This window comes from Dactylosporangium sp. CA-052675 (genome assembly GCF_050947935.1).
Taxonomy (GTDB): domain Bacteria; phylum Actinomycetota; class Actinomycetes; order Mycobacteriales; family Micromonosporaceae; genus Dactylosporangium.
The window spans coordinates 908,230-927,204 of record NZ_CP192010.1; the positions used below are offsets into that span (position 1 = coordinate 908,230).

An 18,975-nucleotide genomic window follows, 5' to 3' on the forward strand; every position below is an offset into this window, starting at 1 on the left:
GAGCCTGCGGAGGTGACGGCGTGAGTGCTCTCGACCGGCTGGAGGCCGGCTTCGATCGCATGGTCGCGGCGGCCCGGAGTCGCTCGCGGGTGTTCGACCACGTGTGGCGGGCCCAGGAGCGGTACTTCGACGTCGACGCCGTCCGCCTGGCCGCCGCGACCGCGTACTACGGCTTCTTCGCCGTGTTCGCGATGGTCGTCGTGCTGTTCTTCATCCTCGGCCGGGTCCTGGGCGGCAACAAGCTCGTCGTCGAGCGCGTGCAGATCTACCTGCAGGCCAACCTGCCGCAGCTGCAGAGCGACCAGATCTTCGCCGGCAGCCAGCAGATCGGCATCATCGCCCTGGCCGGCCTGATCATCGCCGGGGTCGGCTGGGTGGAGAACCTGCGCTCGTCCCAGCGGGCGCTGTGGCAGCTGCAGGAGCACCCCGGCAACGCGGTGGTCCGCTGGCTGCTCGACCTCGCGGTGCTGGTCGGGCTCGGCCTGCTGCTGCTCGTCTCGATCGGCATCTTCGCCGGGATGCAGGAGCTGATCTACTGGCTCGCCGGGGACGTGGACCAGGACCCGGTGCGCGTCGCGCTGCGCGGCTTCTCGACCCTGCTCTCCGGGGTCGTGGACCTGTTCCTGGGCGCGGCCCTGCTCGTCGGCGTGCCCCGGCTGCGCATGTCGCTGCGGCGGCTGTGGCCCTCGGCGCTGCTCTTCGCGATCGGGCTGGGCCTGCTCAAGACGGTCGGGAAGTGGTACATCACCCGCACCGAACACAATCCCGCCTACCAGCTCGTGGCGGGCACGATCGGGTTGCTGCTGTACATGTACCTGCTGCACCAGCTCCTGCTCTTCGCGGCGGCGCTCTCGGCGACCAGCCCGCACGGGCGGATGCGCGACCTCGCCGGCGGGGCGCCCCGGGCCGACGTGCAGGCGGCCCGGCGGGCGGCGGAGCTGGTCGAAAAGGCGGCGGTGGCGACCGAACACGCCGCGGAGGTGGCCGCTCACGTTGCGCCACCGGGGACACCCCCGGTCGTGCCGTCCGGCGGTTCGGCGGGTGCGGAGCGCTCCGACCCGTCATGATGGGCGCCGTGGGTGCACTCGTGACTTTGGACCTGCCGGCCGACGCGCCGGCGCTGACCCTGCCGTGGATCATCACCTTCGGCCCGATGAACGACGAGGAGGAGTGGGAGCCGGTCGTGTGCGGCCCCTACGAGCGCGCGCACGCGCTCGCGCTCGCCGAGGCCGTGGTGGCCGACGAGGACCTGATGGCGGTCGTCGAGCCGCTCCAGCCGCACGTGACGGTGGACCAGATCCAGGGCGACATCGCGGCGTCCCGGCTGGCGGCGGAGAACGAGGACGTGGAGACGGCGGCGCTGGACGCCGAGCTGGCCGGCTACGAGGAGTCGTACCACGACCACGACCACGGCGACGACGACCACGCGCACGAGCCACCGTCGGTGGAGGAGATCCGGGCGGGCTTCTCCCGGATCGCCGCCAAGCTGTCGAGCTGACTACGCTTCGCGGTATCTGACTCGCCCTGGGTGAGATCGCAAGATCCAACTTTTTCGGGTTGTGTATGGTGCCAAGAAGCGGAACGGGCACACACACCCGGTCGCCCTCTCTTCCCGGCTCTACCTCGCGCGTCCTGTGATTCCCCCGTCGCCCTCGCCGCCCGGTCCCTGATCTCCGGTTCCTTGTCGCGGCGGCGGCGACGGGGCTCACGGGCTCACGGGCTCACGGAGTTCGCGGGTCTCAGGGGTTGCGGCGGGGGCCCGGCTCCATCCAGACCGTCGTGTCGGGCGGCAGCGTGCCGCCCACCGGCGAACTGGCCAGCACCGGCTCGCCCGGCAGCGTGAACGCCGACCCGCCGAGGTTGGCCGCGACCAGGAATCCCTCGGTCTCGAAGCACAGCACGCCGTCCGGGGCCGGCCGCCAGGTCAGCGTGGTGGCGGGCCGGCGGAGGCGGATCGCGTCGCGGTAGAGGTTGAGGATCGAGTCGGGATCGACGCGCTGCGCGGCGACCGTGCGCCCGGCCCAGTCCGGCGGCATCGGCAGCCAGGCGCGCTCGCCCGGCCCGAACCCGAACGGCGGCTCGTCGCCCTCCCACGGCAGCGGCACGCGGCAGCCGTCGCGGCCCGGCTCGGCGCCGCCGGACCGGACCCACTGCGGGTCGGTGCGGACCTCCTCGGGCAGGTCGAGCACCTCGGGCAGGCCGAGCTCCTCGCCCTGGTAGACGTACGCGGCGCCGGGCAGCGCGAGCATGAGCAGCGCGGCGGCGCGGGCCCGGCGCAGGCCGACGACGCCGCCGCCGAAGCGGGTGACGGGCCGGCGCCGGTCGTGGTTGGAGATCACCCAGGTCGGCGGCGCCCCGACGCCGGCGGCCGCGGCGAGCGAGGCGTCGATGATCCGCCGCAGCTCGGCCGGGTCCCACGGGGCATCGAGGAAGTCGAAGTTGAAGGCCTGGTGCAGCTCGTCCGCGGCCACGTACCGCGCGACCCGCGCCGGCTCGGTGTCGAAGACCTCGGCCACGGCCATGCGCTCGCCCGGGTACTCGTCGAGGATCTTGCGCCAGTCGCGATAGATCTCATGCACGCGATCCTGGTCAAAAACTGAAATAGGCGAAATGTCGGAAATTTCGGGCTTTATGAGGCCGTGGGCGACGTCTACGCGGAAGCCGTCCACGCCGCGACTCAGCCAGAAGTGCAGGATGTCCGCGAACTCGGCCCGCACCTGCGGATTGTCCCAGTTCAAGTCGGGCTGACCGGGATCGAAGAAGTGCAGGTACCAGGCGCCGTCCGGCAACCGGCTCCAGGCCGGGCCGCCGAAGAGGGACCGCCAGGCGTTCGGCGGGTCGGTGCCGCGGCCGTCGGCGAACACGTACCGGTCCCGCAGGCCCTCCGCGAACCAGGGATGGGCCGACGACGTGTGATTCGGCACGATGTCGACGATCACCCGGAGGTTCAGGCGGTGCGCCTCGGCCAGCAGGGCGTCGAAGTCCGCCAGCGTGCCGAAGACCGGGTCGACGTCCCGGTAGTCCGACACGTCGTAGCCGCCGTCGACCATGGGGGAGCGGTAGAACGGCGACAGCCACAGGGCGTCCACGCCGAGGTCGGCCAGGTGCGGCAGCCGCGACGTGATCCCGGGCAGATCGCCGATGCCGTCGCCGTCGGAGTCGGCGAAGCTGCGGGGGTAGATCTGATAGATGACCGCGGTACGCCACCACTCCACGTGATCAACGCTACCGACGCTCCGGGGCGGGCGAGGGTGGAACGGGACCGGTGCTCAGGCGGGCAGCGTGGCGCGCAGGGCATCCAGGAACCAGGCCCAGCGGTGCATCGTCGCCGGGATCGGGGGCCAGCCGTTGATCACCGCCATCAGCTGCCAGTACCGCTCCGCCCGCGGCTCGATCGACAGCTCGATCGCGTCCGCCACCTCGCGGCGCAGCGCCGCGTCGTCGGTCCGGCCCGCGGCGGCGGCCCAGCGGGCCATCACCTCGTCCACCGCCGCCTCCGGGGACGGGGTGCCGCGGTCCTGGGCGTCCGCCACCAGGCCGATGAACCACTGCAGGCCGGCCGGGTCCGTCGGCACGATCCGGCGCGCGTCCGGGGCGAAGCTGCGCCGGCCCATCTCCCGCAGCCGCTCGCGGAAGTCCGGCGCCCGCAGCATCTCGGCCAGCTCGATCCACGCGTCCACCTGCTCGTCCGTCGGCTCGTCCGGCAGGTCCGCGGACACGCTGCGCAGGCCCGCGGTGAACTCGCGGGACTCCGACGAGTCCGCGATGCCGGAGAAGATGCTGTCGAAGAACTCGTCGATGATGCGCTGTCGTTCGGCCGCGCTCGCCTGGGCGATCCTGGCCAGCCGCTCCAGGTCGGCCGGGGTCGCGTCGCGCTCCGCCACCGCGCGCAGGGCCGCCCGGCGCAGGCGCAGGACCCGGATCTGGGTGCCCAGGGCCGCCGCGTGGGCCGCGGCCACCTCGCCCAGGTCCGCCCGCCGCTCCAGCACCCGGCGGATGGTGGCCAGGTCCAGGCCCAGCTCGCGCAGCGTGCGCACGAACTCCAGGCGCATGATCGAGCCGTGGTCGTAGCGACGGTACCCGGCGTGCGACCGTTCCGCCTCGGGGACCAGGCCGACGTCGGAGTAGTACCGGATCGTCTTGACCGGCAGGCCCGTGAGGCGTGACAGCTCGCCGATGTTCATACCGCGGATCCTCGACCCTCCAGCTGCGGGAGAGTCAAGGGGTCGCTAGGTTGCGCGGGTGGAACCTTTGCGGCTCATCCTCCTCTTCCTGCACCTGATCGGCTTCGCGATGCTGCTGGGCGGCTCGATCGCGCAGTACCTCACCGGGAAGTTCCGGATCAACCCGGCCATGCTCTGGGGCGCGACCATCCAGGTGGTGACCGGTCTCGGGCTCGCCGCTCCGCTGCGCGGTGGCGGGGATCACGAGCCGCCGACCGCCAAGCTCGCCGTGAAGCTGGTGATCGGGCTGATGATCTTCGTGATGGCCTTCTTCTCCCGCAAGCGGGACGAGGTCAACCGGGGCCACTTCCTCGCTTTGGGCGGGTTGACGGTCGTGAACGCCGCGGTCGCCGTGTTTTGGCGGTAACCGGCGTGTTACAAGATCGATCCCACGGGGCGGGAGCGCGCTCCGCACGTCACGGCCCTATAACGCACTCCTCCCAACCCGGCAGCAAACGATGGTTCAGGACCGTCGAGGGCGTACGCTCCCGCCGTTGGGTTCACCGCGTTCGGGCGGTGCATTGGGAAGGGAGACCGTCTTGCGCCGAGTGCGTGGGATGAAGGTTCTCGCGGCCGCCGCGGTGGCGTTTGTCGCGTTGGGCAGCACTGCCGCTTGCGGTGACAGCAAGGACAGTGGCACGGGAGACAACGGCAGCGCGCCGCCCGCGAAGAAGAGCGTCAAGGTCGGCCTCGCGTTCGACATCGGCGGCCGGGGCGACAAGTCGTTCAACGACTCCGCCGCCGCTGGTCTCGACCGGGTCAAGAGCGACCTCAACCTCGATGTCAAGGACCTGGCCGCGGTCGCCGGCGAGAGCGAGAACGACAAGTACTCGCGCCTGAAGCTGCTCTGCACCAGCGGCTACAACCCGGTCATCGCCGTGGGCTTCGTCTACGACGGCGCCGACGCCGCGAACGGGCCGCTCGCCCGCGCCGCCAAGGACTGCCCGAACACGAAGTTCGCGATCGTGGACGGCGGGACCCAGGCCGCCAACGTGGCTGACCTGACCTTCGCCGAGGAGCAGGGCTCCTACCTGGTCGGCGTCGCCGCCGCCCTGAAGACCAAGAAGGGCACCGTCGGCTTCATCGGCGGCTGCCAGGTCGACCTGATCAAGAAGTTCGAGGCGGGCTTCACCGCCGGCGCCAAGGCCACCAAGGCCGACATCAAGGTGCTGACGAACTACCTGTCGACCCCGGCCGACGCCTGCAAGGGCTTCAACGACCCGGCCGGTGGCAAGACGGCCGCCAGCGGCATGTTCGACCAGGGTGCGGACATCGTCTACGCGGCCGCCGGCGGCTCCGGCACCGGCGTCTTCGAGGCCGCCAAGGACAAGAAGGCGCTGGCCATCGGCGTCGACTCGGACCAGTACAACACCGTCTCCGACGCCTCGCTCAAGCCGGTCATCATGACCTCGATGCTCAAGCGGGTCGACAACGCGGTGTTCAACTTCGTCAAGGACTACGCCGACGGCAAGTTCACGGCCGGCGCGACCGTCTTCGACCTCAAGGTCGACGGCGTGGGCTACGCCACCTCCGGCGGTCAGGTCGACGACATCAAGGACAAGCTGGACGCGGCCAAGGCCGACATCGCCTCCGGCAAGATCACGGTGCCGTCCAAGTAAGGCCGTCCAAGTAAGTAGTACGTCCCGGTAGTAGACATCGGGTGCTCGGCGGGGGACTGTGATCCGGTCCCCCGCCTCATCTGTTAGGAGCCTGGATGACCGCGGAACCACCCGCCGTCGAACTGAAGGGGATCACCAAGCGGTTCCCCGGCGTTGTGGCCAACTCCGACGTCAACCTCACCGTGCGCAAGGGCACGATCCACGCGATCGTCGGTGAGAACGGTGCCGGCAAGTCGACCCTGATGAAGATCCTCTACGGCATGCAGCCCCCCGACGAGGGCGAGATCATCGTCGACGGGAGCGCGGTCAGGTTCTCCTCGCCGCAGGGCGCGATCGCGGCCGGCATCGGCATGGTGCACCAGCACTTCATGCTCGCCGACAACTTCACCGTGACCGAGAACGTGGTGCTCGGGGCGGAGAAGCTCTACGGCATCGGGTCGCGGGCCAAGGCCAAGATCACCGAGATCTCCCAGCGGTACGGCCTGGGCGTGCGCCCGGACGAGCTGGTCGAGAACCTCGGGGTCGGCGACCGCCAGCGCGTCGAGATCCTCAAGGTGCTCTACCGCGGCGCCCGGATCCTCATCCTGGACGAGCCGACGGCGGTGCTCGTCCCGCAGGAGGTCGACGAGCTCTTCGGCAACCTCCGCGAGCTCATCCGCGAGGGCCTGACCGTCCTGTTCATCTCGCACAAGCTCGACGAGGTCCGCGCGGTCGCCGACGACATCACCGTCATCCGCCGCGGTACCACCGTCGCCTCGGTCAAGCCGGCCGACGTGAGCGCCCGCCAGCTGGCCACCCTCATGGTCGGCAGCGAGCTGCCCAGCCCGGAGGCGCGCGAGTCGACCGTCACCGACGAGCCGGCCCTGGTCGTCGAGGGGCTCACGGTCCTCGGGGCGGGGGGCCGCCCGGTCGTGAGCGACGCGACCTTCACCATCCACCGCGGCGAGGTCGTCGGCATCGCCGGCGTCGAGGGCAACGGCCAGGCCGAGCTGGCCGAGGCCATCCTCGGCATGCGCGAGTCGACCGGCACCATCCGGCTCGGCGCCGACAACGTCTCCGGCTGGAGCACCCGGCGGCGCCGCGAGGCCGGCATCGGCTACGTGCCGGAGGACCGGCACCGCCAGGGCCTGCTGCTGGACGCGCCGCTGTGGGAGAACCGGATCCTCGGCCACCAGACCGAGCGGCCCAACGCCCGCGGCGTGCTCATCGACGTCGGCGGCGCCCGGCGCGACACCCAGCGCATCGTGGAGCAGTACGACGTGCGCACCCCCAGCATCGACGTCGCCGCCGTGGCCCTCTCCGGCGGCAACCAGCAGAAGCTCATCGTCGGCCGCGAGATGAGCCACGAGCCGAAGGTCCTCATCGCCGCCCACCCGACGCGCGGGGTCGACGTCGGCGCGCAGGCCGCGATCTGGGACCACATCCGCAACGCCCGCATCGCCGGCATGGGCGTGCTGCTGATCTCGGCCGACCTGGACGAGCTGATCGGCCTGTCGGACTCCCTCAAGGTCATCTACGGTGGACGGCTGGTGGCCGACGCCGACCCGGCCACCGTCACCCCGGAACAGCTCGGCGTCGCGATGACGGGCGCCACGATCGAGGAGGCCTCCCAGTGAGCGCGGGAACCATCACCGCCTCCCCGCCGCCGTTCTGGCGGCGCGTCGACCCGGCCAAGCTCCTGCCCCAGCTCATCGCGCCGGTCGCGGCGCTGCTGCTGGCCGCCGTGATCTCCTGGATCGCGCTCTCGCTCACCGGCAAGGACGCGGCCCAGGCCTTCAGCGACATGCTGGACTTCGGCACGCAGCCGGACTCGATCGTCGAGATCCTGAACAAGGCCAGCGAGTACTACATCGCCGCCGTCGCCGTGGCCATCGGCTTCAAGATGGGCCTGTTCAACATCGGCGTCGAGGGCCAGTCGAAGATCGGCGCGTTCATGGCCGGGGCCCTGGCCAGCGCCTCCTTCATGAGCTGGATGCCCGGCTCGCTGCGGATCGTGCTGATCATCGTGGTCGCGGCCATCGTCGGCGCGATCTGGGCCTCGATCGCCGCGCTGCTCAAGACCCAGCGCGGGGTCAGCGAGGTCATCTCCACGCTGATGCTCAACGCGATCGCCGGCCAGGTGGTGACCTGGCTGCTCAACGACCACTGGGGCGTGCAGCAGCCCGGCGCGCAGATCAAGACCACGGGCGTGCTGCCCGAGAGCTCCTGGATGCCCGGCCTGCCGATCGTCTCCGGCACCGACCAGAAGGTGCTGGGCTTCCTGGCCATCGCCGCGGTCCTCGGCATCGTCTACTGGTTCACCATCAACCGCACCCGCTTCGGCTTCGACCTGCGGGCCACCGGCTACAACCCGTTCGCGGCCACGGCCAGCGGCGTGAGCGCCAAGAAGATGGTCATCACCGCGATGGTGATCTCGGGCGCCATCGGCGGCCTGGTCAACCTGCCGCGGATGCTCGGCGAGACCCACACCTACACCGAGGGCTTCGGCGGCATCGGCTTCACCGGCATCGCGGTCGCGCTGCTGGGCCGCAACCACCCGGTCGGCATGGCCCTGGGCGCGATCCTGTGGGGCTTCCTGGCCCGCTCCCAGCTCATCCTCGACCTCGACGGCATCCCGAAGGAGATCGTGGTGATCATGCAGGGCGTCGCCGTCCTGTCCGTGGTCGTCGCCTATGAGCTGGCCAACCGCATCGGCCGCCGCGCCCAGCAGCGGCGGGTCGGTGCCGCCACCGCGGCCCCGGTCGGCTCGGCCCCGCTGGTCGCGAGCTCGGAGGAGTCCAAGTGAGCACCGACGCGATGCTCTCCGCCGTCGCGGCGGGACCGGCCGCGCCCAAGCGGCGCCGCATGAGTACCTCCCGGATCCTGCTCATCATCGCCGGCACGCTGATCGGCCTGTCGCTGGTGCACCTGCTCACCGGGGCCGACGACGTCACCTCGCAGGGCGCCATCCAGGCCGCGCTGCAGGCCGCGGTGCCGATCGGGCTGGCCGGCCTCGGCGGGCTGTGGTCGGAGCGGGCCGGCGTGGTCAACATCGGCCTCGAGGGCCAGATGATCCTCGGCACCTGGTTCGGCGCCTGGGGCAGCCTCAACTACGGGCCCTGGGTCGGCCTGCTCATCGGCATCGCCGGCGGCGCGATCGGCGGCCTGCTGCACGCGCTGGCCACGGTGACGTTCGGGGTCGACCACATCATCTCCGGCGTCGCGATCACGCTGCTGGCGCCGGGCATCACGCGGTACCTCTCCTTCATCGTGTGGGGCAGCGGCGGCGCGACCCAGTCGCCCGCGCTCAAGCCCGACCAGACCGTGCCGCGCGTCTCGGTGCCGTTCGTCGACCGGCTCGCCGGGCTCGAGAAGCACCACTGGTTCCTGGTCAGCGACCTGGCGGGCGTGCTGCGCGGCCTGCTCGTGGACGTGTCGCTGGTGACGGTGCTCGCGGTGCTGCTCATCGTCGGGACCTGGCTGGTGCTGTGGCGCAGCCCGTTCGGCCTGCGCGTGCGCTCGGTCGGCGAGGACCCGCGGGCGGCCGAGAGCCTCGGCATCAACGTCTACAAGTACAAGTACTACGGCGTCGTCATCTCCGGCGCGATGGCCGGCCTCGGCGGCGTGTACCTCTCGACCGTCAGCTCGGTGATCTTCCGCGAGGGGCAGACGGGCGGCCGCGGCTACATCGGCCTCGCCGCGATGATCTTCGGCAACTGGCGGCCGGGCGGGCTGGCGCTGGGCGCCTCGCTGTTCGGCTACACCGACGCGCTGCAGCTGCGCCGCGGCTCGGAGTCGGTGCACGCGCTGCTCATCCTCGTCGGGGCGCTGCTGCTGGCCCTGGCGGTGTGGGAGTTCGTGCGGCGCAACACCGTGGTCGGGGTGGCCGCGGGCGTGCTGGGCATCCTGTCGTACGTCATCTACTTCACCGTCGACAAGATCCCCACGGCGCTCGTGCAGGCCGCGCCCTACATCACGGTGCTGGTGGTGCTGGCGCTGGCCGCCCAGCGACTGCGCATGCCCGCGGCCGACGGCAAGCCCTATCGCCGCGGCGGATGACCTTGGAGGACCTTGCCCAGGCACTATTGAGCCGTGAACTCTCTCGTGATTGATTGGGACGCGCTGCGGGGCGCGGCGGTCTCGGCCATGGAACGGGCGTACGCGCCGTACTCCAAGTTCCCGGTCGGCGCCGCCGCGCTGGTCGACGACGGCCGGGTCGTGGTCGGGTGCAACGTCGAGAACGCCTCCTACGGCCTCGGCCTGTGCGCCGAGTGCGGCCTGGTCTCGAGCCTGCAGGTCAGTGGCGGCGGCCGCCTGGTCGCGCTGGCCTGCGTGGACGCCGAGGGCCGGCCGCTCATGCCGTGCGGGCGATGCCGCCAGCTGCTCTGGGAGCACGGCGGGGCCACGCTGCTCATCGATCACGTGGGCGGGCCGCTGCCGATGTCGGCGCTGCTGCCGTACGCCTTCGACGACACCGACCTCGCCCGCGTCAACGAGCGCGAGGTGGATCTGGGCCCGACGGTCCCCGCCGCGCTCGCGCTGAAGGTCGGCAGCGGGACCGTCTTCGTGCACCCGGACGTCGCCGAGGGCCGGCAGGTCTGGACGTCGTACTGGGAACGCTCATCCGGCACCGGTGACGACGAACCGGCGGGCATCCTGGAGGAGGGCCCGATCTTCGCCACGCCGGCCGAGGCGGTCGACTGGGGCCGCATCCGCACCCCCCGCGTGGTCGTCGTCGACGCGCAGGGCACCGCGAGCTGGGCCGGGGACACCCCCCGCCCGGCCGGCATCGAACAGGACTGGAGCACGCGATGAGCTTCGCGGCCGTGGACGTCATCCGCGCCAAGCGCGACAAGGGCGTGCTGAGCGACGAGCAGATCGACTGGGTCGTCGCCGCCTACACCCGGGGCGAGGTCGCCGACGAGCAGATGTCGGCGCTGGCGATGGCGATCCTGCTCAACGGCATGACGCCCGGGGAGATCGCCCGCTGGACCGCGGCGATGATCGCCTCGGGGGAGCGGCTGGACCTGTCCAAGGTCGGCCGGCCGACCGTCGACAAGCACTCCACCGGCGGGGTCGGCGACAAGATCACGCTGCCGCTGACGCCGCTCGTGGCCGCGTGCGGGGCGGCGGTGCCGCAGCTGTCCGGCCGGGGCCTCGGGCACACCGGCGGGACGCTGGACAAGCTGGAGGCGATCCGCGGCTTCGGCACCAGGCTCTCCAACGAGGAGTTCACCGAGCAGCTGCGCTCGATCGGCGCCGCGATCTGCGCCGCGGGCGACGGTCTGGCCCCGGCCGACCGCAAGCTCTACGCGTTGCGGGACGTCACCGGCACGGTCGAGGCCATCCCGCTCATCGCGAGCTCGATCATGAGCAAGAAGATCGCCGAGGGTACGTCGGCGCTCATCCTCGACGTGAAGTTCGGCTCGGGCGCGTTCATGCGCGAGGTCGCCGACGCCCGCGAGCTGGCCCGCACCATGGTGGAGCTGGGCAAGGCGCACGGCGTGACGACCGTGGCGCTGCTGACCGACATGGAGGTGCCGCTCGGCCGGGCCGTCGGGCACTCCGTCGAGGTCGAGGAGTCCCTGGAGGTGCTGGCCGGCGGTGGGCCGCAGGACGTCGTGGCGCTCACCCTGGCCCTGGCCCGGGAGATGCTCGACGCGGTCGGGCTCGACGCCGACCCGCAGGACGCGATCGCCTCCGGCCGCGCGATGGACTCGTGGCGGGCCCTGGTGCGGGCGCAGGGCGGCGACCCGGACGCCCCGCTGCCGGTGGCGAACGAGGTGGAGACGATCACCGCGGCGGCGGACGGGTTCGTGTCGGGGCTGGACGCGTACGCGGTCGGCGTGGCCGCGTGGCGCCTCGGGGCCGGTCGCGCCCGCAAGGAGGACCCGGTCAGCACGTCGGCCGGCATCATCCTGCACCGCAAGCCGGGCGAGCCGGTGCACGCCGGCGACGTGATCATGGAGCTGCGGGCCGAGGACGCCGCGAAGTTGCCGGCGGCGCTGGAGGTGGCCCGCGGGGCGATCACGCTCGCCGAGGCGCCCCCGGCCAAGCGGCCGCTGATTCTCGACCGGATCTCCTGATGCCGGGCCGGCCCGAACGGGCGGTTATTGTGCGCGGGTGAGCACCACGGCGCCGGATCCGCAGCGGGTGCGGGAGGCGAGCCTCGAGGAGCTGCACCGCCTGCGGCTCCCCCTTCCCCCGCCCGACTTCCCGCTGGTCTGGGAGCCGGGGGACCACATCGAGCTGCGCCCCGGGCCGGAGATCGAGGCCCGGGCCGCGTGCCTGAACGTCGTGCTCGCCCGGGCCTGGGGGATGCCGCCCGAGCTGGGCGTGCAGTGGCTGGCCGAGGCGCGGCTGGTCGACCGGCTCACCCCGCCGGAGTGGCGGTTCGTGGCCGACGCCGACGGCGACGAGCGCGCGTTCGCCCTGCACGTGGAGGCCCTGTTCGCCCTGGCGTGGCTGCTGGGCATCGCGATGGACCTCGACCCGCTGCGGGGCGCCGCCGACGGGCTGATGGAGCGGCTGCCGGACCTGGCCCACGGGGAGAGCTTCGCGGCCTGGCGCCGGCGCACCCTGGCCGCCCCGCGCTCGGTCACCGACGCGGCCCGCCAGCTCGACCTGTATTACTGCCTGGACTGGTCGCTGCGGGAGTGCGCGCTGCGGCGGCTGCCCCTGCCCGGGCAGCTCGACGCGGGCGCGGCGGGGCAGCGGCGGTGGGCGCTGGAGTGGGCGGTGGTGTTCACCGGGCCGTACCACGGGGCGGCGCCGAGCTGGGAACAGGTCGATCTCAGCACGTAGCGGCCCATGACTCGGGTCCGCGATGGTGCGGACCGTCGCTCCCGCCAGACACCGCTCGGCGCTGCGCGCCGTCGCTGCCTGGTCCGCCGCTGGTCACCCGCCATCCAGCTTCAGTCCTTCGGGCGCGGGCGCCACACGGTGAGGTCGACGTCGAGGGTGGCGGGGATCGGCTCCGGCATCCCCTCCAGGGCCGCGCGGATCTTGTCCGGGTCGGTGTGCCACGCGCTCGGACCCATCCCGACCAGGGCGAAGGCGTCGGCGCGGCCGAGGGCGAGCGGGGTGCGGACCCGCCGGGCCTCGGCGCGCAGAAACCAGGGGTCGAGGCTGCGGTGCAGCCGCTCGCCCTTGGCCGGGTCGACGCGGATCAGGCCGAGCGCGTCGACGAGCTCGGCGAGGTGACCGGCGGCCGGGGTGGCCACGACCAGGGCGCCCTGCGGGTGCAGCACGCGCGCGAACTCGGCCCCGGAGCGGGGCGCGAAGACGTCGAGGATGACGGCGGCGGCGTGGTCGGCGACGGGCAGGCCCTGCCAGACGTCGGCGCGGACGGCCCCGATGCGCTCGCCGGCCCGGGCGGCGCGGCGCAGGGCCGGCTTGGAGGTGTCGATCGCGAGCCCGTCGCGCTCGCCGGCGGTCGCGGCGGCGAGGTAGTGGGCCGTGCCGGCGCCGACCTCCACCACCAGGCCCGGCCGTTCCCGCCCGGTCAGCTCGGCCACGGCCGCGCTCAGGGCACCGAAGTGGCCGGCGGCCAGCAGGGCCTCCCGGGCCGCGACCATCTCCGCCGTGTCGCCGGTGGGAGCGGGGCGGCCGGCGGTCAGATCGACGTACCCCTGCCGGGCGACGTCGAAAGCGTGCCCCTGCGGGCATCGCAGCGCCCGCTCGCCGGGGGAGAACGGGGCGCGGCACACGGGACAGCGCAGATGTGTGATGAGAGCCGGTCGCACCCCACTAGTGTCGGCCCATGGCTGTACCAACCTTCGACGAGATCCGTCGCGCGCCCAAGGCCCTCCTCCACGACCACCTCGACGGGGGCCTGCGCCCCGCCACGATCCTGGACCTCGCGGCCGAGATCGGCCACGAGTTGCCGGCCGCCACCCCCGACGGGCTGGGGGAGTGGTTCGTCGCGGCGGCGGACTCGGGGTCGCTGGAGCGGTACCTCACCACCTTCGCCCACACCGTCGCGGTGATGCAGACCGCGGGCGCGCTGCACCGGGTCGCCCGCGAGTGCGCGCTGGACCTGGCCGCCGACGGGGTCGTCTACGCCGAGGTCCGCTTCGCCCCCGAGCAGCACCTGGAGGCCGGGCTCACCCTGCCCGAGGTCGTCGAGGCGGTGCTGGACGGGTTCCGGACCGGCTCGGCCGAGGCGGCCGCGGCGGGCCACCCGATCCGGGTCGGCACCCTGCTCACCGCGATGCGGCACGCCGCGCGCTCGATGGAGATCGCGGAGCTCTCCATCCGGTACCGCGACGCCGGCGTCGTCGGCTTCGACATCGCGGGGGCCGAGGCCGGCTTCCCGCCCACCCGGCACCTCGACGCCTTTGAATACCTCCAGCGCGAGAACTCACATTTCACCATTCACGCCGGCGAGGCGTTCGGCCTGCCCTCGATCTGGCAGGCGCTGCAGTGGTGCGGCGCGGACCGGCTCGGGCACGGCGTGCGCATCGTCGACGACATCGCACGCGGCGACGATCAGAGCAACACGCTGGGGCGGCTTGCGGCATATGTGCGGGACAAGCGCATTCCGCTCGAGCTGTGCCCCTCCTCCAACGTGCAGACCGGCGCGGCCCCCTCGATCCGCGAGCACCCGATCGGGCTGCTGCGTGACCTGCGGTTCCGCGTCACCGTCAACACGGACAACCGGCTCATGAGCGGCACCAGCATGTCGCGGGAGATGGCGCTGCTGGTGGAGGCGTTCGGCTACGGCTGGCCGGAATTGCAGTGGTTCACGGTGAATGCGATGAAGAGTGCGTTCATTCCGTTCGACGAGCGCCTCGCGCTGATCAACGACGTCATCAAGCCGGCGTACGCGAAGCTGGTGTGATCTCCGCATGTAGCCCACCCTTCTTCGCAAGTAACAATTAAACGGACATATCCGCAAAGATTGCACATAAGCCACAGCGGCAGACCTGGGCTTTCTTCTTGGCACGGGACATGGTGGAATCTCGGAGGTCTGGCCCAGTAGGGTCGGCCGGTCGCGGGTGCCTGCTGTTCCACAAGGCGCCGGTTCGGAGGGCGGTGAAGTGAGCAAACGGCCATCGACGCAAGAGCCGGTCTCGTCGCGTCTGCGTTTCCCGATCGGCCGGCTCCGGGACCTGCCGATCTGGTCGAAGCTCGGCCTCATCATGATCGTCCCGATCATCGCGACGATCGTGGTCGGCACCAACGGTCTCGTCGGCAACATCGGCGACGCGAACGACGCCGATCGGGCCCGCACGCTCTCCGGACTGTCCGCCCAGGCCTCCGCCCTCGTGCACGAGCTGCAGAACGAGCGCGCGAACGCGACGATGCTGCTCGGCCAGCTCAACACCGACGCGGCGGTCGAGGCCCGCAGCATCTTCGAGCGCCAGACCCAGAAGACCGACGACGCGCGCCGGGACTACGAGCAGACCCGCTCCGGCCTGGCCGACCCGCCCGAGGACTTCCGCAAGCAGCTCGGCTCGATCGACACGCAGCTGCAGGACCTCTCCGGCATGCGCAAGAAGATCACCGAGGGCAGCAAGGACATCCTGGCCAGCACCGTCGTGGCGCGGTACAAGTCGCTCATCGACGACCTGCTGAGCATCCGCGGCAGCTCGGCCGAGCTGTCGAACAACCCGTCGCTGGGCGTCGACATGCGCGCCGCGGCCGCCATCTCGGAGATGAAGGAGCAGGTGGCCCTGGAGCGGGTCGTCGGCATCCGGGCGCTCACGACGAAGGCGTTCACGCCGCAGCTGCGCAAGGAGTTCCAGGCCGCCCTGACCGGCCAGGATCAGGCGGAGGAGCAGTTCCGCACCAACTCCCAGCCCTGGCACCGCGACGTGTTCGACAAGAAGCGCTCCGGCTCGGACCTCAAAGAGGCCGCCACCTTCGAGGGCATCCTCGGCCCGCTGACCACCGAACAGCTGCCCGCCGAGGTCAACTTCACGGCCGCCGCGTGGGACAACGCCATGATCAACAAGGCGAACCTGCTGCGCGGCATCGAGATCGAGTTCGACGACCACAACATCGACAGCGCCACCGCGGCCCGCAACGACCTGCAGCGCCGGGTGCTCGTCACCGCCGGCGCGCTGCTGGGCATGCTGCTGCTGGCGATCCTCTTCGCCTGGATCGTGGCCCGGTCGATGGCCCGCTCGCTGCGCGAGCTGCGCCACGGCGCGCTCACGGTCGCGCAGTTCGGCCTGCCCCAGGCGGTGCAGCGGCTGCGGGACCCGTCGCTGGCCACCCAGATGTCGCCGCACCAGCTGGCCCTGCAGATCGCCGAGCCGCTGCCGATCCGCAGCCGCGACGAGTTCGGCCAGGTGGCCGAGGCGTTCAACGCGGTGCACCTCGAGGCCGTGCGCACCGCGGCCGAGCAGGCCGCCCTGCGGGCCAGCGTCGCGACCATGTTCGTCAACCTCGCCCGCCGCTCGCAGATCCTGGTCGACCGGCTCATCGGTCACCTGGACCGGCTGGAGCGCGGCGAGGAGGACCCGGACCGGCTGGCCGAGCTCTTCCAGCTCGACCACCTGGCCACCCGGATGCGCCGCAACGACGAGAACCTGCTGGTCCTCGCGGGCGCCGACTCCACGCGCATCCAGCGCGAGCCGGCCCCGCTGATGGACGTGCTGCGCGCCGCACAGTCCGAGGTCGAGCACTACACGCGCATCGAGTTCGGCATGATCGACCGCGACATCGAGATCGCGGCGCACTCGGTCAACGACATGGTCCACCTGGTCGCCGAGCTGCTGGACAACGCGACCGCGTTCTCCCCGCCGGACTCGGCCGTCATCGTCGAGGCCCGCCGCGTCGGCGACCGCGCCGTGCTGCTGGTCGAGGACCACGGCATCGGCATCTCGCCCGAGCAGCTCGCCGAGCTCAACGACCGCCTCGCCAACCCGCCGATGGTCGACGTGGCCGTCTCCCGGATGATGGGCCTGGTCGTGGTCGCCCGGCTGGCGGCCCGGCACGGCGTCAAGGTCGAGCTGCGGGCGGCGCGCGAGCGCGGCACCATCGCCGACATGACGCTGCCGGCCGGCGTGCTCGTGCCGCGGGCGCTGTCCGGGCGCGCCGCCGCCGGGATGCCGACCGCCGGCATGCCCGCCGTCGGCCCCAACGACGTCGTGCAGGCCCGGCCGATCCCGTCGACCCCCGCCCCGCGCTCCCCGCTCGCCTCGCCGCTGGCGCTGGAGAGCGGCCCGACGCCGGGCGGTCTCGGCGGCTTCGCGGGCGCCGGCACCGGCCCCTCCGGCGGCAACGGCGGCGGCCCGCGCTTCGGCACCCTGACCAGCAGCGGCCTCTTCAGCGGCGACCGTCCCGAGCGCAACGGCGTGGGCGGCCCCGGCACCGGGGAGCGCCCGACCGTCAACGGCTTCGCCAACGGCGCCCCGCCGCGCCCGGCCCCGCCCGCGCCCCCGGCCCGCCCGACGCTGCCGCCCTCGGGCGGCGACACCGGCGGCTTCCGGCGCGGCGACACCGACGGCGGCGGCTTCCGGCGCGGCGACACGGACGGCAGCGGCTTCCGCCGGGGCGACACGGGCGGCTTCCGCCGCGACGGCGCCGGCTTCGGCGGCCGCGACCCCGAGCGTGACACCGGCGGCGTGAGCCGCAACGGCTTCGGCGGGGAGCGCCCGGCCGAGCGCAACGGCGGTGGGCGCAACCTGCCGGCCTGGTCCGACCTCACCGGCGTGGGCGACGTCGGCGGCGAGGAGGCCTACCGGCGCGACCGCTCGGACGCGCCCGGCGGCCCGGGCGGGCTCAACCCGCTGCCCCAGCGTCGCGCCAACGAGGCGTGGCCGAGCGAGGGTGAGGCGACCGACGCCGAGGAGGCGGGCGGCCCGATCCCGCGGCAGCGGCCCGGCTTCGGCGGGCAGTTCGACGGCGACTCCGCGTTCGGCGGCGCCCCCGCGACGCAGAACGGGTTCTCCACCCCGCCGGCCGCCCAGCCGGCGGCCCCGTCGCCGTGGCCGGCGGCCGAGCCCGAGCCGCAGCAGCGACCCGCGGCCGAGCCCTACGCCCCGGTCGACATGACCGCGGAGATTCCGCGCGTCCGGCTCGACTGGGACCCGGCACCGAGCGAGACCGAATCCCAAGACTCGCGGCAGCGCTTCGTCGACGAGACGATGGAGCTGCCGATCTTCCGGGAGCTGGAGTCCGCCTGGTTCACGACCACGCGCCAGCCCCTGGGAGACCCGACGCCCCCGGCGCCCGCCGCGGCCCCCGCTCCGGCTCCGGCCGCGGCGCAGCCGCCCTCGTCCGGCCCCCGGCCGGTCGAGGTCACGTACAGTGAGGCGCCGTCCCCATACGTCCCGCCGCAGCGATTTGAAACCCGCACTCCGGGTGAACCTTCGCGAGGTTCGGCCGACCGGGCGTCGAGCGGTTCGGCAGTAAACTGGCACACTGCGGCAGACGAAGGATGGCAAGCGGCAGCGGCAATCGCCGAGGCGCAGGAATTTGCGACGACCGACATGGGTTTGCCCAAGCGCGTGCCGATGTCGCAGCTGGTTCCGGGTGGCGTTGAGAAGAACACCACCGTTGCGCACAAGCGGACGCCGGAGTCCGTGCGCGGTCTGTTGTCGGCGTATCACCGAGGCGTTCAGCGCGGCCGCACGCGGTCCGACGACTCGACAACCCCGGAGCCGACTTCGGCCGGGCCTCAAAACTCGCAGGTTGGCAAGGAGCACGAGGCATGACATCTACGCAGGATCTCGGTTGGCTGCTAGCCAACTTCGCGGACCGAGTGCCGGGGGTCGCCCACGCGGTCGCCGTCTCGGCGGACGGTCTGCTGTTGGCTGCTTCTCGCGACCTGCCCCGCGACCGTGGCGATCAGCTCGCCGCGATCGCGTCCGGTCTGGTGAGCCTGACCCAGGGTGCGTCCCGCTGCTTCGAGGGCGGGGCCGTGCTGCAGACTGTGGTCGAAATGGACAACGGCTTCCTGTTCCTCATGTCGATCTCCGACGGTTCGTCGTTCGCGGTCCTCGCGGCCCGCGCCTGCGACGTCGGCCAGGTCGGCTACGAAATGGCATTGCTGGTCGACCGGGTCGGTGACGCTCTCACGCCACCGCCTCGCCCCACGGCCTCGATGCTCGGCTGAAGCTGAACTGAACTCGGTGACAGAGCAATATCCATTAGTGGCAACAACATACTCATTGGCTGCTTACGAGGCCCGACGAGTGAGG

Annotated in this window: 16 protein-coding genes; 13 read left to right on the forward strand and 3 right to left on the reverse strand. The window is 72.1% G+C overall.

What is annotated here, in order from left to right; translation table 11 throughout:
- Positions 1–20 precede the first annotated feature (20 nt).
- Entirely contained in the window at positions 21–1,067 is a 1,047-nt protein-coding gene (locus ACQP1P_RS04165; RefSeq protein WP_433083260.1) for a YihY/virulence factor BrkB family protein, read from the forward strand.
- Between the two features lie 8 nt (positions 1,068–1,075).
- Positions 1,076–1,498, forward strand: coding sequence for a hypothetical protein (locus ACQP1P_RS04170; RefSeq protein WP_433083262.1), 423 nt, complete (start codon positions 1,076–1,078; stop codon positions 1,496–1,498).
- Positions 1,499–1,739: 241 nt separating this feature from the next.
- Here the strand turns inward: ACQP1P_RS04170 and ACQP1P_RS04175 are convergent, their stop codons facing one another.
- Positions 1,740–3,215 carry a glycoside hydrolase family 13 protein gene (locus ACQP1P_RS04175; protein ID WP_433083264.1) on the reverse strand — a complete coding sequence of 492 codons (1,476 nt, stop codon included), beginning with the start codon at positions 3,213–3,215 and terminating at the stop codon, positions 1,740–1,742.
- A 54-nt stretch (positions 3,216–3,269) separates the two neighbouring features.
- Positions 3,270–4,184, reverse strand: a complete 915-nt coding sequence (locus ACQP1P_RS04180; RefSeq protein ID WP_433083266.1) for a MerR family transcriptional regulator — start codon at positions 4,182–4,184, stop codon at positions 3,270–3,272.
- A 58-nt stretch (positions 4,185–4,242) separates the two neighbouring features.
- Between ACQP1P_RS04180 and ACQP1P_RS04185 the strand changes: the two genes are divergently transcribed.
- From ACQP1P_RS04185 to ACQP1P_RS04220, 8 genes are all read left to right on the forward strand, one after another.
- Complete coding sequence (locus tag ACQP1P_RS04185; protein WP_433083268.1) at positions 4,243–4,590, forward strand: hypothetical protein; 348 nt, start codon at positions 4,243–4,245, stop codon at positions 4,588–4,590.
- Positions 4,591–4,780: 190 nt separating this feature from the next.
- Positions 4,781–5,842, forward strand: a complete 1,062-nt coding sequence (locus tag ACQP1P_RS04190; RefSeq protein WP_433083270.1) for a BMP family lipoprotein — start codon at positions 4,781–4,783, stop codon at positions 5,840–5,842.
- Positions 5,843–5,937: 95 nt separating this feature from the next.
- Positions 5,938–7,458, forward strand: a complete 1,521-nt coding sequence (locus tag ACQP1P_RS04195; RefSeq protein WP_433083272.1) for an ABC transporter ATP-binding protein — start codon at positions 5,938–5,940, stop codon at positions 7,456–7,458.
- On the forward strand, positions 7,455–8,627 hold the full coding sequence (locus ACQP1P_RS04200) for an ABC transporter permease (protein WP_433083274.1): 1,173 nt from the start codon (positions 7,455–7,457) through the stop codon (positions 8,625–8,627). The genes ACQP1P_RS04195 and ACQP1P_RS04200 overlap by 4 nt, the downstream gene beginning before the upstream one ends.
- Positions 8,624–9,880, forward strand: coding sequence for an ABC transporter permease (locus ACQP1P_RS04205; RefSeq protein WP_433083276.1), 1,257 nt, complete (start codon positions 8,624–8,626; stop codon positions 9,878–9,880). The genes ACQP1P_RS04200 and ACQP1P_RS04205 overlap by 4 nt, the downstream gene beginning before the upstream one ends.
- 87 nt (positions 9,881–9,967) lie before the next feature.
- Positions 9,968–10,636, forward strand: a complete 669-nt coding sequence (locus ACQP1P_RS04210) for a cytidine deaminase (protein ID WP_433089823.1) — start codon at positions 9,968–9,970, stop codon at positions 10,634–10,636.
- Positions 10,633–11,907, forward strand: coding sequence for a thymidine phosphorylase (locus ACQP1P_RS04215; RefSeq protein ID WP_433083278.1), 1,275 nt, complete (start codon positions 10,633–10,635; stop codon positions 11,905–11,907). Before ACQP1P_RS04210 ends, ACQP1P_RS04215 begins: the two co-directional genes overlap by 4 nt.
- A gap of 37 nt (positions 11,908–11,944) precedes the next feature.
- On the forward strand, positions 11,945–12,625 hold the full coding sequence (locus tag ACQP1P_RS04220) for a DUF4272 domain-containing protein (RefSeq protein WP_433083280.1): 681 nt from the start codon (positions 11,945–11,947) through the stop codon (positions 12,623–12,625).
- A 110-nt stretch (positions 12,626–12,735) separates the two neighbouring features.
- Here the strand turns inward: ACQP1P_RS04220 and ACQP1P_RS04225 are convergent, their stop codons facing one another.
- Complete coding sequence (locus ACQP1P_RS04225) at positions 12,736–13,566, reverse strand: putative RNA methyltransferase (RefSeq protein WP_433083282.1); 831 nt, start codon at positions 13,564–13,566, stop codon at positions 12,736–12,738.
- Positions 13,567–13,583: 17 nt separating this feature from the next.
- On the opposite strand from ACQP1P_RS04225, the gene ACQP1P_RS04230 reads away from it, so the two are divergent.
- The 3 genes from ACQP1P_RS04230 to ACQP1P_RS04240 all read left to right on the forward strand — a co-directional run bounded on the left by ACQP1P_RS04230 (position 13,584) and on the right by ACQP1P_RS04240 (position 18,890).
- Positions 13,584–14,663: an adenosine deaminase gene (locus ACQP1P_RS04230; protein WP_433083284.1), complete on the forward strand. Its 1,080-nt coding sequence runs from the start codon at positions 13,584–13,586 to the stop codon at positions 14,661–14,663.
- A gap of 199 nt (positions 14,664–14,862) precedes the next feature.
- On the forward strand, positions 14,863–18,489 hold the full coding sequence (locus tag ACQP1P_RS04235) for a sensor histidine kinase (protein ID WP_433083286.1): 3,627 nt from the start codon (positions 14,863–14,865) through the stop codon (positions 18,487–18,489).
- Positions 18,486–18,890 carry a roadblock/LC7 domain-containing protein gene (locus tag ACQP1P_RS04240; RefSeq protein WP_033358336.1) on the forward strand — a complete coding sequence of 135 codons (405 nt, stop codon included), beginning with the start codon at positions 18,486–18,488 and terminating at the stop codon, positions 18,888–18,890. The genes ACQP1P_RS04235 and ACQP1P_RS04240 overlap by 4 nt, the downstream gene beginning before the upstream one ends.
- The last annotated feature ends 85 nt before the right edge of the window (positions 18,891–18,975 follow it).